We start from the raw sequence: 13,795 nt of genomic DNA, 5'->3' as shown, positions 1-13,795 counted from the left end.
GGCATCGGCCTCGCGCATCAGCCCGGCATGGCGGACGATGGTATCGACATCGTTGGAATACCAGTAATTCTCGTAATGCCGCTTGAGCAGCTTGTCGATCTCGGCCTTCGGCCAGCCGGACAGCAGGCCGCGCAGCTTCTCCTTGGTTTCGGCGATGCGCTGGCTGCGCGCACGCCCGGTGAAGCCGCCGGAGAGATACTCCTCGGCGCGGTAATACAGGTCGCGCAGCAGCTGCCCCTTCCAGCCGTTCCAGATCGTCGGGCCGACGGCGCGGATATCGGCGACCGTGAGGCAGAGCAGCAGGCGCAGGCGTTCTGGGCTCTGCACCGCCTGGGCGAAGTCCACCACCGTCTTCGGATCGGCGATGTCGCGCTTGAACGCCGTGGCCGACATCAGCAGGTGCCAGCGCACCAGCCAGGCGACCGTTTCGGTCTCGGCGGCCGTCAGGCCAAAACGCGGCCCGAGCTTCTCGGCCACCTTCTCGCCCAGCACCGAATGGTCGCCGCCACGGCCCTTGGCGATGTCGTGCAGCAGCACCGCGACATAGAGCACGCGGCGCGACAGCACTTCCTTGATGATATGCACCGACAGCGGATGGTCTTCCTTCAGCGCGCCACTTTCGATCCGGGACAGGATGCCGATGGCGCGGATGGTATGCTCGTCCACCGTATAGGTGTGATACATGTCGTGCTGGGTCTGTGCCACCACGCGGCCAAAATCCGGCACGAAGCGGCCGAGCACATCCGCCTCGTTCAGCCGGCGCAGCGTTGTCTCGGGATCATTGACCGAGCAGAGCATGTCCATGAACAGCTGGTTGGCATCGGCATCGTTGCGCAGCCCGGCATCGATCAGCTTCAGATTGCGCCGCACCAGCCGCAAAGCCTCGGGGTGGATGTCGAGCCCCTGCTCTTGCGCCAGATGGAACAGCCGCAGCATCTTCACCGGCTGCTTCTCGAACAGCGTTTCGCTGCCGACATTCAGGCGGCCGCCCTCGACCTCGAACCCATCCAGCTTTTTAGGCCGCTTGATCTTGGCGCGGATCGCCGCCAGCGGTTTCTTCTTCTTGTGGCGCTCTTCCAGCGCGGCGGAGAAAATACGCGTCAGATCGCCGACTTCCTTGGCGATCAGGTAGTATTTCTTCATGAAGCGCTCGACATCGCGGCGGCCGGGGCGATCGGCATAGCCCAGCGCCTTGGCGATCTCGGTCTGCGTGTCGAAGGTGAGCCGCTCCTCCGGCCGGTTGGCCAGGTAATGCAGGTGGATGCGCACGGTCCACAGGAATTCCATTGCCTGCACGAAACGGCGATGCTCTTCCGCATGCAGCAGGCCGCGCGCGATCAGCTCGGCGGTATCCTCGACGCCATAGACGTATTTGGTGATCCAGACCAGCGTGTGCAGGTCGCGCAGGCCGCCCTTGCCTTCCTTCACATTGGGCTCGACCACATAACGGGAATCGCCCATGCGGCGATGGCGGTCGTCGCGCTCGGCCAGCTTCTTCTCGATGAAATCCGGCCCGGTCTTGGCCACCACGTCGCTTTGGAACCGCGTCTTCAGTTGCGCCGCCAGCGCCTGGTCGCCCCAGATCCAGCGCTGCTCAAGAATGGCGGTGCGGATGGTGATGTCGCTTAAAGAGAGCCGGATGCATTCATCCACCGAGCGGGTGGCATGGCCGACCTTCAGCCCCAGATCCCACAGCAGGTAGAGCATGTATTCGACGACCTGCTCGCCCCAGGGCGTCTGCTTGTAGGGGAACAGGAACAGCAGGTCGACATCGGAAAACGGCGCCATCTCGCCGCGGCCGTAACCGCCAACGGCGACCACCGACAGCTTTTCTGCCGCCGTGGGATTGGGCAGGCGATAGACGCGGTTCACGGTGAAGTCGAACACCAGGCGGATGATCTGGTCGGTCAGGTGGGCCAGCGACTGCCGCGTTGGCAAAGCCGGCGTGCCGGCCTGGAAGCGGGCCTGCACCACCCGGCGGCCTTCGTTCAGCGCCGCCTTGAGCAGCACCAGGGCCTGCTTGCGCTGCTCCGCCGTGCCATGCATGCCCTCGCCGCCCAGCGCATCGAGCTGGAGCGTCAGCGCCTTGCGGTCGATGATCGCGCGCGGATCGGGGATGAGGGGACGCATCTGCATGGCGGAGTATATAGCCTATCTAGGGCGCTCGCACGCTTTGGAAACTCACACGCTCTGGAAGTTCACCATGCCGCCGCCATCGATGATCATGGTCTGGCCGGTCATGAAGCGGCCGGCGGCCGAGGCGAGGAAAACGGCGGCGCCGGCGATCTCGTCGGGATCGCCGATGCGCTTCAGCGCATAGCCCTTGGTGGCCTTCTTGGAGATTTCCGGATTCTCCCACAGGGCGCGGGCGAAGTCGGTCTTGATCAGGCCCGGCGCGATGCAGTTGGCGCGGATATTCTGCGGCCCCCATTCCACGGCGAGATTGCGGGCCAGCTGCATGTCGGCCGCCTTGGAGATGCCATAGGCGCCCAGGGTGTTGGAGCCGAACAGGCCGCCCACCGACGAGATGATGATGATCGCGCCGTCCTGGCGTTTGGCCATGTCGGGGGCCGCCATGTTGCACAGCCAGTGATTCGACTTGATGTTGACGTCCATGATCTTGTCGAAGGCGTCGTCGGGAATGTCCTTCGACGGGCCGAAGAAGGGATTGACCGCCGCGTTGCAGACCAGGATGTCGATGCGGCCCCAATGTTTGATGGTGGCGTCCACCAGGTCTTGCAGTTGCGCCTTCTCCGAGACGTTGCAGGGCACCACGATCGCCTCGCCGCCCGTCGAGCGGATTTCCTCGGCCACCTTCTCGCAGGCCTCGGCCTTGCGGCTGGTCACCACCACCTTCGCGCCATGCTGGGCCATGCGGATCGCGATGGCGCGGCCGATGCCGCGGCTGGATCCGGTGATGATCGCCACCTTGCCGGTCAGGTCGAAAAGATTGTCGCGGGCATTGGGGGCAAGGGTCATGGCGGTTCCTGTCCTGTCGTCTCTGTCTGTTTTCTGCGGTTTTTCTTGGGCGGCCCGCAGCTTAAACCGGCGGCGCGGCCGATGGGAACCTTCCGCCATCCCCTCTATAATAAATGTATGTGCCTGCTTCGCCGTCTGTTTGCCCTGATCCTGCTGCTGCCGCTCGGCCTGGCGGCCTGCGCCAGCGATCCGCCGCCCCCGCCGCGCGTCGCCGCCTGGCTCGGCAGCCAGAGCGGCCGGGTCTTCATCCGCGTCCTGGCGGTCGAGCCGGTCGAGGCCATGGAGCTGACCGCCCCGGATGGCCGCGTCTTCACCCCCGAGCGGCTGAGCGCCGAACAGCGCCCACGCAGCAATGATGCCCCCTGGCGCCCCGGTATCGGCCTGGGTGGCTCGGCCGGATCGAGCAGCGGCAGCGATATCGGCATCGGCATTTCCCTGCCCATGGGCAACCCGTTTGCCCGCGAGGCCCCGCGCGCCAGCATCGCCAGCGAGGCGCAGTTCCTGCTGCCGGCCGAGGTCTTGGCGCTTTACCGCAGCCGGCCGCAGGACTGGCGGCTGGAGCTGCTGTTCCCCAGCCGCGCCACCGGACTGCAGGCGCCGCCCCTGGCGCCTTAAGCCTCTGGGTCGTGGCGGCATGGCCGGACCGGCAAAAGCTGCCGGGACGCGATCCATGCCATCAGCAGAATCCCGGGAATCCGGCAAATTAACCATGGCACGCGGCTTGCTCCGGTCTGGGCAGGAAACAGATGTCCGGACCCCAGGAGTTCATGTCATGGCGATTGCGTTGCTGTCCCTGCGTCAGGCCGAGAAAGTCGAACCCCAGCTGCGCGCGGCGCTGAAATCCGCGCCCGCCCCGGCCGCCCAGGCAGCCACCCAGGCCAAGCCCGCCACCCGGGACCTCGCCCAGGCCGGCCTGAGCGCCCGGGAGCGCCTCGCGCTGCGCGATGGCAGTCCGGCTGAAGCCGCCGCCGCCCTGAATGCCCGGCAATACGTGCAGCAGATCATCGCCCAGGATCGTGAGCTGACCCGCAACCAGATGATCTGGGCGCTGGGCCGTATCGAACCGGGCGAAATCGAGGCGATGCTGAAGTCGCTGGCCAAGATGCGCGGGCGTTACGCCAGCCTGGTGCTGGAATACAGCCAGACCGAACGCCCGGTCGGCCGGCAGGCCCTGGAAGAGCTGCGTGGCCTGCGTGAGCGCATCGAGGAATTCGAGCGCGGCCTGGAAACCATCAAGGCCGCGATCCTGGATGGCACCGCGGAAGTCCATGGCGTAAAAGCCGCCCGGACATGATTCGCATGCCCATGACGAAAAAGTAATCAGCCGGGTTCCAGCAGTTTTCCTATAGTTTGTGGCATGCCTGTTTCATTGCTCTGCCGGCTTTGCGCAATCGGCTTTTCCGCTGCGATCCTTGTTGCCGGTTTCGGCAGCGTGGCGGCGGCGGCGGACCTGCCGCAGGTCGGTTATGTCGCGACCCGCTTCCCGCCCTATACGCTCGTGCAGGATGGTCGCGCCGCCGGACCGACGGCCGACCTGATCGCGGCGCTGGCGGAACGGGTTGGCCGGCCGGCGCCGCTGGCCATATTGCCTCTGGCCCGCGCCCTGGCAGAAGCGGAAAACGAACCGAACACCCTGATCGCGCTGATCGCCCGCACGGCGGCCCGGGAGAACCAGTTCCACTGGGTGTGTCCGGTGCTGAACTACGATGTGATGGTCTTCCGACGGCATGACCGGCCGGACGTGACGGCGGCATCGCTGGCCGACCTGGCCCGGTGGCGGATTGCCGGCGTGCATCTCGATGTGAAAACGGAGTATCTGCTGCGCAACGGCATCCCGGTGGTCGAGACGGCCGATGAGGATGCTGCGGCCCGGCAATTGCTCCATGGGCGCGTCGACGCCATGCCGGCGCATCCAGCATCGCTGCGGCTGCGGTTGCGGGAACTCGGCGAGCGCAGCGATGCCGCCATCGCCTTCCTGCCGCTGCCAGACCTGACCAGCCGGCTGTATCTCGCCTTCGGAAAGGCAACTGGGCCATCCGTTGTTGCCGCCTTCGCGGCCGCCTGCGAGGCGATGCAGGCCGGTGGCGAGATCGACCGCCTCATGCGACCCGTCGAAACGAACTGACGAACGTTAACGCCGCCACGCCGCGATGCATCGGCGGGCGACCATGAGGCCTGATTTCCGCCCTATCGCCGCGCGTCGAATGCCAGCCTGAGCGCCATCGCGGCGAACACGCCACCGAGCAGCCGGTTCTGCCAGCGCACGAAAGCCGGTCGCGCACTCAGCCACTCACCGAGTCGGCCGGCGACCAGCGCGATGCTGCCATTGACGATGAAGCCCGCGCCGCTGAGCACGCAGGCCAGGATCAGCGCCTGCCACACCGCCGTATCGGGATCGGGCCGCATGAATTGCGGAAACAGCGCCAGGAAAAACAGCGCCACTTTCGGATTGAGCATGTTGGTCAGCAGACCCTGGCGGAACAGCTTCATCAGCGGCAGGGCCGGCGCGCCGGGCTGGGGCGGCTGGAACCCGCCGGCGCCGCGGAAGGCCTGCACGGCGAGATACAGCAGATAGGCCGCGCCGGCCCAGCGGATGATCTCGAACATCACCGGCGCCACCAGCAGCACGCCGCTCAACGAGAAGCCCGCGACCAGCGCATGGAAATAACAGCCCACCGTGATGCCGGCCAAGGTGATCAGGCCGGCCGCGCGGCCCTGCGCCACGCTGCGCGTCATCACCAGCAGCATGTCGGGACCGGGCGTCGCCGCCAGCGCGAAGGCGGCAACGGTGAAGGTGAGCAGGGTGGGCAGATCCATTTTTCACCTTGAAAACTGCTGCGAGAAATCAACGTTCCGGAAAGGGGCGATGGTCGCCCCGATCACATATCATAAGGATCATTTCATGACAAAAGAACATTCCTCCTCTCCGACGCTGGAGATCATCCGCATCGACAACCCGGGGGATTTGATCGCCGCAAGGATCGTCTACCAGGATTCATCCGGGCTTATCTTGAAACGGCCACTGCAGGACGTTGTCGACGAAAGGGTCGCCGCCGATGCGACGCTCGCAACTGAGCAGGATACTGCCGCGGAAGTCATCGACGATGGTGACGATGATATTGTGGCGATCCTCCCGGTTGCCCCGGAAATGGCGGAGACAGACGACGACATCGTCGAAGTCAAACCGGCTTAGTCAATACCGAGTACGAAATCGTAGCGCGCGATTTTCGCCGTGTCGTCGCCGCCCATCTGCACCAGCAGGCGGCGGTCGAAAATCCCGTCCCGCGCATTGCCCGGCTCATTGGGGAAATAGAGCTGCGTGGTGAGGATGTCGCCACGCGGCGGCTGCAGCTTCACATGGATATGCCGGGTGCGGCCGGGATAGAGGCCGGGCAGGATGGTCTCGAATTGCCAGCGGCCCTCGGCGTCGCTGAACTGGTGGCCGCGCAGGCGATAGCCGGCATTGTCGTATTGCCCGGCCGCATCGGCCTGCCAGGCATCGACCATCACCCGGCCGAGCGGGCGGCAGCGGCGGCTGAGCACCAGGCCGCCAATGCGCAGCGGGATGCCGGCCATGCCGGGTTCGCGCAACGCCGTCTTCTGCGGCGTGCGCGGCGTGTAATACGGGCCTTCGGTCTGCTCGGGGGTGGGGTCGTGCGCCTCGCCGCAAGCTGGCGTGGGCTCCAGCGGCAGCGACAGGCCGCGGGTCTGCGCGAAGCCCAGCCCCGGCAGGGCGGAAAACATGGCTGCCTGCAGCAGCAGGTCGCGGCGCGTCGTCATGATGAGGGCCCTCCATCAGCCAGGTTTACGGCTGGCCTTGTGTGGCGGTTTACACGCGGCTGGCCGGATTCCCCTGCGCGGTTCGGCGGTCACGCTTTTGTGGTCGCCATCACAGCCCGGCCGCGATGCGATCTTGACTTTCCGAACGACCGTTCGTAATTTAGCGGCATGAGCAAAGGTCAGCAGACACGTGCCGTCATTCTCTCCGAGGCCCTCCGCGCCGCCAGCGTCGAAGGGTTCCAGGGGATTTCCATCGGCATGCTGGCCGACCGGCTCAAGATGTCGAAATCCGGCCTGTTCGCCCATTTCGGCTCGAAGGAAGAGCTGGAAAAGGCCCTGCTGGACGAAAGCGCCAAGCGCTTCATGGCCAGAGTCTGGGAGCCGGCACGGCAGGCGCCGCGCGGCAGGCCCCGCATCGAGGCGATGTTCCATGGCTGGCTCGACTGGAGCCTGCACAACGACGATTTGCCCGGCGGCTGCCTGTTCGTGACCCTGGCGGCGGAATATGACGACAGGCCCGGCCCGGTGCGCGACCATCTGGCGGAACTGCAGACCCGGTGGCAGGGCATGATGATCCGCAGCGCCCAGATCGCCATCCAGGAAGGCCATTTCCGTGCCGACCTGGACCCGAAACAGTTTGCGTATGAGCTGCAGGGCATTTTCCTGACGCTCAATTATTACCGTCGCCTGTTGCGCGACGGCTCAGCGGTCCGACGCGCCGAGCTGGCCTTTACCGGCCTGCTCACACGGTCAGCCGCAACCCACTGATCCAACAACAAGAAAAGAGCCTCCCATGACCTACCACAGCGCTATCGACTATCCTTCTGGTTCAGAAAAGCACGATCGTTCGTTTATAAGTCCCTTTGCCAGGACCCTGGCCCCGGCGCGGCGGGTTCAGCCCGATTGGCTGGCCTCTCCGCTGGTGCCGGCACCGGGCAAGGCCGAGCTGCGCTGGCTGTCCGGCCTGCGTGACCCGGCGGTGTTCAACGGGCTCGACCGGCCATGGTGGCAGCTCGTGCTGCCGGCCCTGAGCGGTCTGATCGCCACCTGGCGGCAGCGCAGCCGGGCCCGGCAGCAGCTGGCGCGGATCGACGCGTATACCCTGCGCGATGCCGGCATCTCGCCGGGCGCGGCACTCTTCGAGGCGTCGCAGCCTTTCTGGGTCGCCCCAACTCCGCTGCGTGATATCGACGACGACCGTACCGCCTGATGACGCTACCTCTGCCTGAGTAGAGCATTGCCGTATCACGTTTCACGCAATGCCTTGCCCGGGCAGCGGCTTTTTCGATTGCATACATGAGCGATCAGTGAGTTGATCCTCTCCGCCAGCCTCCGTAAGGTGCTGGTCCGACAATCGGACCAGCCAAGTTCAGGCAGAGTCCGGCACGGGGAGGAAAAACGATGTCGCAGGGTTTCGGCGCCCCGGGTGCCGGTCAGCCGCCGCGTGAATTGCGTCCTGACAGCAACAGCACCGCAGCGCCGCCGCCCGAAGAGCGGATGGTCGAGGAACTGGCCTACCGGCGTTTGAGCGGCATCCTGCGCGTCGTCTTCGTCCTGCTCACCCTCGGCGGCATCGGCCTGGTGCTGAACCAGCAGTTCAACCTGCATCTGTTCGGCTACACCCTGGTCGAAAACCGCTACCTGTTCCTGCTCGCCGCGGCCACCCTGCCGCTGGTTTTCCTCGCCTATCCCTGGCACCCGCAGGCGGTGCGCCGCGGCGGCATCGCGCTCGGCATCGATATCCTGCTCTGCCTGGTCTGCGCCGGCGCATTGCTGTGGTTTGCGCTCAAGGCCGAGCTGATCCTGGGCGAGGGCTGGGAATTCTCCGCCCCCGCCATGGCCAAGATCCTCGGCGCCGTATTGTGGCTGCTGATCCTTGAGGCCCTGCGCCGCACCGGCGGCACGGCCATCTTCATCATCGTCACTATCGTCTCGCTCTATCCGGTGCTGGCCGACAGGCTGCCCTCGCCGCTGAACGGCATCGGCCAGTCGCTGGAAGACACGCTGGCCTATCACATCGTATCGGCCGAGAGCGCCTTCGGCATCCCGATGCGCGCCTTCGGCGAGATCGTGATTGGCTTCATCGTCTTTGGCGTCGCGCTGAACCACACGGGCGGCGGCAAGTTCTTCAACGACGTCGCCTTCGCCCTGGTCGGCCGCTGGCGCGGCGGCGCGGCACAGGTCGGCGTGATCTCGTCCGCCCTGCAGGGCTCGATCTCGGGCAGCGTGATCTCGAACGTGATCTCGTCGGGCGTGGTGACCATTCCGGCGATGAAACGCACCGGCTTCCGCGCCGATTATGCCGGCGGCGTCGAGGCGGTGGCCTCCACCGGCGCCGTGCTGATGCCGCCGGTGATGGGCTCTACCGCCTTCGTGATGGCCAGCTTCCTCGGCATTTCCTATGGCGAGATCGCGCTGGCGGCAGCCGTGCCGGCTTTGCTGTTCTATTTCGGCCTGGCCATGCAGATCGACGCCTATTCGGCGAAACTCGGCCTGCGCGGCCTCAAGGCGGAAGAGCTGCCATCGCTGTGGCAGACGCTGAAGGACGGCTGGCTCTACATCGCCGTCTTCGCCGTGCTGGTCTGGCTGATGATCAGCGAGCAGCAGGAGGCGATGGCGCCCTTCATCGCCACCGGCATGCTGCTCGTGATCAACCAGATCCTGCCCAAGCACCGCCTGACCTGGCAAAGCCTGCTGGAGCTGGGCATGGCCACCGGCCGCGCCCTGGCCGAACTGGTGGCGATCCTGGCCGGCGTCGGCTTCATCATCGGCGCCTTCTCGGTCACCGGACTGGCCGGCACGCTGGCCAACGACCTGGTCTATCTCGCCGGCGACAAGCCCATCGTGCTGCTGCTGATGGGCGCGATTACCAGCTTCATCTTCGGCATGGGGATGACGGTCACCGCCTGCTATATCTTCCTCGCCATCGTGCTGGCGCCGCCGCTGGTGAAGGCCGGGCTCGATCCGCTGGCCGTGCATCTGTTCATCATGTACTGGGGCATGATCTCGTTCATCACGCCACCCGTGGCGCTGGCCACCTTCGCCGCCGCCCCGCTGGCGCGCACCTCGCCGTTCAAGATCGGTTTCCAGGCCATCCGGCTGGGCGCGGTGATCTATATCGTGCCGTTCTTCTTCGCGCTCAATCCGGCCCTGATCCTGAAAGGCGAGCCCGCCGAAGTGATTTCGGTGATCGTCACCGCCTTTGTCGGCGTGGGCCTGATCGCGGCCAGCATCCAGGGCTGGCTGATTGGCGCCGGACGCCTCTCTGGCACGCCGCTGCATCTGCTTGCCCGCATCATGCTCGCCGTCGGTGGCATCGCGCTGGCGGCGCCGGGCGGCAACCTCATCCCGGTGAGCAACACCACGCTGGCGGTCATCGGCGGCGGCCTCGCTCTCGGCGCTTTCCTGTTGCTCAAACTGACCAACCGCGACACACTCACCGTATAAAGACGATATAAACAAGGAGGAAACCAACGATGCGTCACACCACTCACGCCCTGCTCGGGGTCGTCGCGGCATTGGCCGTATCGGCGTCTGCCCCCGTTTCATCTGCTTGGGCGCAGAAGCTGCCCGATCAGCTGACCTGGACCGCCTATGACGTCGGCTCGGGCGGCTACAACCAGGCGGTCGCCATCGGCAACGCGCTGAAGAACAAGCAGGGCGTCACCCTGCGCGTGCTGCCCGGCAAGAACGACGTGTCGCGCACCGTGCCGCTGCGCGAAGGCAAGGTGCCCTTCTCGGCCAACGGCGTGGGCGGCACCTACATGGCGCAGGAAGGCGTCTATGAATTCGGCGCCAAGGACTGGGGCCCGCAGCCGGTGCGTACCCTGCTGCTGAACAATTCCGACGCGCTGCTGACCATCATCGCCACCAAGGATACCGGGGTGAAGACGATGGCCGACCTGAAGGGCAAGCGAGTCGCCTGGGTGATCGGCGCGCCGTCGCTGAACCAGAACATCACCGCGCTGCTGGCTTTCGCCAACCTGACCTGGGCCGACGTGCAGAAGGTCGAGTTCGGCGGCTTCGGCCAGGCCATGCAGGGCCTGATCAACAATCAGGTCGATGCGGCCTTTGCCTCGACCATCTCCGGCCCGGCCTACCAGCTGGCCTCCAGCCCGCGCGGCATCGCCTATCCGACCGTGCCGCACAAGGATGCCGAGGGCTGGAAGCGCCTGAAGGCGAAGGCGCCGTTCTTCGTGCCCTTCATGGGCGCCGAAGGCCCGGAGATGAGCGCCGACAAGAAGGTGGAAGCCGCCACCTATCCCTATCCGGTGCTGATGACCTACGAAAAGATCGATGCCGGGCAGGTCTATGCCATGACCAAGGCGATGGTCGAGCTGTTCGACGAATACAAGGCCGCCGCGCCGGGCAATGGCGGCTGGGACATCAAGCGCCAGGTGTTCGACTGGGTGGTGCCGGTGCATGAGGGCGCCATCAAGTATTTCAAGGAAATCAAGGTTTGGAAGCCGGAATACGACAAGAGCAACGACGCCCTGATCAAGCGCCAGAAGGTGCTGGCCGATGCCTGGGCGGCGCATGGCAAGGCCAGCCATGCCGACGATGCCGCGGCGATGAAGGCCTGGCAGAAGACCCGCGCCGATGCGCTGACCAAGGCCGGCATGGAGCCCGTGCTCACCGAATGGTGAGCGGAACCAGTATCGCCTGAACCAAAGACGGCCCGCCCTTCACCCGGCGGGCCGTTTGAGTTTTATGCAATTGCAGCAGGACAATTCCGCGCTTTTGCCAGGCCGCCGCCGGGCTTAGGCTGTGGCCATGCCCGATAGCCTGATGCTCCAGCATGTCCGCCGCATGGCCCGCTACAACGCCTGGGCCAATGCACGCCTGTATAATGCCTGCGCCACCCTGCCGCCGGCCGCGTATCACGCCGCGCGGCCGAGCTTCTTCGGCAGCATCCATGCCACGCTGAACCACATCCTCGTCGGCGACAGCGCCTGGTTCGGCCGCTTCACGGCCCGGCCGGCGACGCAGATCACGGCGCTGAACCAGATCCTGCATGACGACTTCGCCAGCCTGCGGGCCGCCCGCGAAGCCAAGGATGCCGAGATCATCGCCTTCTGCGACGGGCTGGACGAGGCGACGCTGCAGGGCACGTTCAGCTACACCAATTTCCGCGGCCAGAGCTTCACCGATCCGCTCTGCCCGCCGCTGCTGCATGCCTTCAACCACCAGACCCATCATCGCGGCCAGGTGCATGGCCTGCTGAGCCATGCCGGCGTCGCCCCGCCGGAACTCGACCTGATCTATTTCCTGCGCGAGCCGGCCTAGGCCCCGGCTGGCTGCGACGGCGCGTCGGAGGGATAGATCTGGCCCGACACCAGGCGGTCGAGCTGGCCGGTTTCGGCATTCACCAGCGGCAGCACCAGATACTCCAGCGGATAGGATATGCCCGCGATCTCGCGACGGGCGCGCACATGCACCGGCCGGCGCGACTGCACGGCGGCCGCGCAGGATTGCGGCCCGATTTTCGCGACCACGGCATCGGTATGCTCATCGATCCAGCTGCCGGTGACATCGCGGCCGCGCCGGGCCACCAGCGGCGCGCCGACGAAGCGGTAGCGGAAGCGCGGCATGTTGTCTGCCTGCGGCACCACGTCGAAGATCACGATCTGGCCCTGCATGTAATCCAGCCGCTGCGGATCGGCGAAATCATGGCCGGGCAGGCTGCCCGGCGCCGCCGCCGCATGCAGCCAGTCGGCCAGCAGCCGGCGCAGCAGTGGATGCCGCAGCTCCACGGTGGAGACCAGGATGTCGTAGCGCGCTTCCGTGGTCTGCCCGGCATCCGGCATGGCGTCACAGCCTCGCGTAATCGATCGGCCCATGGCGGTCGAGCGGCGCGCCGCCATCAGGCATCGGGTATTTCAGCCCGGCGGCGCAGTTCCACAGCACCACGCGGTCGCTTTTTTTCACGCGGCCCTGCTCAAGCGCCTGCCTGTAAGCGGCATAAGTGGCGGCACCCTCGGGGCACATCAGGAAACCTTCCTGCTTCGCCACCTCATCGAGCGCGGCGGTGATCGCCCCATCTTCCACCGCCATGGCGAAACCGCTGGAATTGCGCACCGCATCGAGAATCAGGAAATCGCCGATCGCCGCCGGCACGCGGATGCCGGCCGCCACGGTATGGGCGTTTTCCCAGAGTTTCGCGTGCCGCTCGTTGCCCTCAAACGCGCGCACGATGGGGGCGCAGCCGGCCGCCTGCACCGCGATCATCTTCGGGCGCTTTGATCCGATGAAGCCGATCGCCTCCAGTTCCTCGAACGCCTTCCACATGCCGATCAGGCCGGTGCCGCCGCCGGTGGGATAGAAGATCGCGTCCGGCATTTCCCAGCCGAGCTGCTCGGCCAGTTCCAGCCCCATGGTCTTCTTGCCCTCGATGCGGTAGGGCTCCTTCAGCGTGGAGGTATCGAACCAGCCGGCCGCCTCCTTGCCGGCGCCGACCAGCTTGCCGCAATCGTTGATCAGGCCGTTGACCTTGTAGAGCCGCGCCCCCTGCAGCGCGATCTCGTTCATGTTCACCTGCGGCGTGTCGTCGGGGCAGAACACCACCGTCTCGATGCCGGCCCGGCTGGCATAGGCGGCCAGCGCCGCGCCGGCATTGCCGTTGGTGGGCATGGCCATCTTGGTCACGCCCAGCTCCTTCGCCATGCAGACGGCCAGTGCCAGGCCACGCGCCTTGAACGAGCCCGTCGGCAGGCGGCCCTCGTCCTTCACGATGATGTCGCCGCTGACGCCAAGCTGCCGCGCCAGGCGCGGCAGGGTCAGGATCGGCGTCATCACCTCGCCCAATGACACGACATTCTCTGTCCGACGGACCGGCAGCAATTCGCGATAGCGCCACCAGTTCGGCGCGCGCGCCGCGATTTTCTCTTTCGTCAGCGCTGCCTTCACGCCTTCGAGGTCGTATCGCACCAGGATCGGATAGCCCTGGGGCGAGAGATTATGCAGGGTGTCGGCCGGCAGCCGCTCGCCGGTCATGCCGCATTCCAGATGGGTGACGAAGCTGGGGGTATCGGGGATC

Annotated in this window: 15 protein-coding genes; 9 read left to right on the top strand and 6 right to left on the bottom strand. The window is 65.8% G+C overall.

Annotation, left to right across the window (positions count from 1 at the left end; translation table 11 throughout):
* Both Q1J79_RS09665 and Q1J79_RS09660 read right to left on the bottom strand, forming a co-directional pair.
* On the bottom strand, positions 1-2,136 hold a 2,136-nt coding region (locus Q1J79_RS09665; RefSeq protein ID WP_300299654.1), incomplete at its 3' end, for a [protein-PII] uridylyltransferase.
* Positions 2,137-2,181: 45 nt separating this feature from the next.
* Positions 2,182-2,979 (bottom strand): SDR family NAD(P)-dependent oxidoreductase, encoded by a 798-nt coding sequence (locus Q1J79_RS09660; RefSeq protein WP_300299652.1) that lies wholly within the window; start codon positions 2,977-2,979, stop codon positions 2,182-2,184.
* 117 nt (positions 2,980-3,096) lie between these two features.
* Here Q1J79_RS09660 and Q1J79_RS09655 point away from each other — a divergent pair, with 117 nt between their 5' ends.
* From Q1J79_RS09655 to Q1J79_RS09645, 3 genes are all read left to right on the top strand, one after another.
* A complete protein-coding gene (locus Q1J79_RS09655) occupies positions 3,097-3,594 on the top strand; it encodes a hypothetical protein (protein ID WP_300299650.1) in 498 nt (165 codons plus the stop codon).
* Between the two features lie 157 nt (positions 3,595-3,751).
* The gene (locus tag Q1J79_RS09650) at positions 3,752-4,273 is read left to right on the top strand and encodes a hypothetical protein (protein ID WP_300299648.1); all 522 of its coding nucleotides are present in this window, start codon (positions 3,752-3,754) and stop codon (positions 4,271-4,273) included.
* A 63-nt stretch (positions 4,274-4,336) separates the two neighbouring features.
* Positions 4,337-5,104 carry an ABC transporter substrate-binding protein gene (locus Q1J79_RS09645; RefSeq protein ID WP_300299646.1) on the top strand — a complete coding sequence of 256 codons (768 nt, stop codon included), beginning with the start codon at positions 4,337-4,339 and terminating at the stop codon, positions 5,102-5,104.
* Positions 5,105-5,166: 62 nt separating this feature from the next.
* Here Q1J79_RS09645 and Q1J79_RS09640 read toward each other — a convergent pair whose 3' ends face one another.
* Positions 5,167-5,796, bottom strand: coding sequence for a LysE family translocator (locus Q1J79_RS09640; protein WP_300299644.1), 630 nt, complete (start codon positions 5,794-5,796; stop codon positions 5,167-5,169).
* 85 nt (positions 5,797-5,881) lie between these two features.
* On the opposite strand from Q1J79_RS09640, the gene Q1J79_RS09635 reads away from it, so the two are divergent.
* Positions 5,882-6,172: a hypothetical protein gene (locus Q1J79_RS09635; RefSeq protein WP_300299642.1), complete on the top strand. Its 291-nt coding sequence runs from the start codon at positions 5,882-5,884 to the stop codon at positions 6,170-6,172.
* On the opposite strand, the gene Q1J79_RS09630 is transcribed toward Q1J79_RS09635, so the two are convergent.
* On the bottom strand, positions 6,169-6,759 hold the full coding sequence (locus Q1J79_RS09630; protein WP_300299640.1) for an intradiol ring-cleavage dioxygenase: 591 nt from the start codon (positions 6,757-6,759) through the stop codon (positions 6,169-6,171). The two genes, Q1J79_RS09635 and Q1J79_RS09630, sit on opposite strands and share 4 nt — an antisense overlap.
* Before the next feature lie 168 nt (positions 6,760-6,927).
* On the opposite strand from Q1J79_RS09630, the gene Q1J79_RS09625 reads away from it, so the two are divergent.
* From Q1J79_RS09625 to Q1J79_RS09605, 5 genes are all read left to right on the top strand, one after another.
* Complete coding sequence (locus tag Q1J79_RS09625; RefSeq protein WP_300299638.1) at positions 6,928-7,527, top strand: TetR/AcrR family transcriptional regulator; 600 nt, start codon at positions 6,928-6,930, stop codon at positions 7,525-7,527.
* A gap of 25 nt (positions 7,528-7,552) precedes the next feature.
* Positions 7,553-7,969 (top strand): DUF1127 domain-containing protein, encoded by a 417-nt coding sequence (locus tag Q1J79_RS09620; RefSeq protein WP_300299636.1) that lies wholly within the window; start codon positions 7,553-7,555, stop codon positions 7,967-7,969.
* Between the two features lie 191 nt (positions 7,970-8,160).
* Entirely contained in the window at positions 8,161-10,206 is a 2,046-nt protein-coding gene (locus Q1J79_RS09615; RefSeq protein WP_300299634.1) for a TRAP transporter fused permease subunit, read from the top strand.
* 29 nt (positions 10,207-10,235) lie between these two features.
* Positions 10,236-11,405 (top strand): TAXI family TRAP transporter solute-binding subunit, encoded by a 1,170-nt coding sequence (locus Q1J79_RS09610; protein ID WP_300299632.1) that lies wholly within the window; start codon positions 10,236-10,238, stop codon positions 11,403-11,405.
* 127 nt (positions 11,406-11,532) lie between these two features.
* Entirely contained in the window at positions 11,533-12,045 is a 513-nt protein-coding gene (locus Q1J79_RS09605) for a DinB family protein (protein ID WP_300299630.1), read from the top strand.
* On the opposite strand, the gene Q1J79_RS09600 is transcribed toward Q1J79_RS09605, so the two are convergent.
* Complete coding sequence (locus Q1J79_RS09600) at positions 12,042-12,566, bottom strand: hypothetical protein (RefSeq protein ID WP_300299628.1); 525 nt, start codon at positions 12,564-12,566, stop codon at positions 12,042-12,044. The genes Q1J79_RS09605 and Q1J79_RS09600 overlap by 4 nt on opposite strands.
* Before the next feature lie 4 nt (positions 12,567-12,570).
* On the bottom strand, positions 12,571-13,794 hold the full coding sequence (locus Q1J79_RS09595) for a threonine synthase (protein ID WP_300299626.1): 1,224 nt from the start codon (positions 13,792-13,794) through the stop codon (positions 12,571-12,573).
* Position 13,795 lies beyond the last annotated feature (1 nt).

The organism is Ferrovibrio sp. (assembly GCF_029255545.1).
GTDB lineage: Bacteria > Pseudomonadota > Alphaproteobacteria > Ferrovibrionales > Ferrovibrionaceae > Ferrovibrio.
This window is presented reverse-complemented; position numbering and strand designations above follow the sequence as displayed.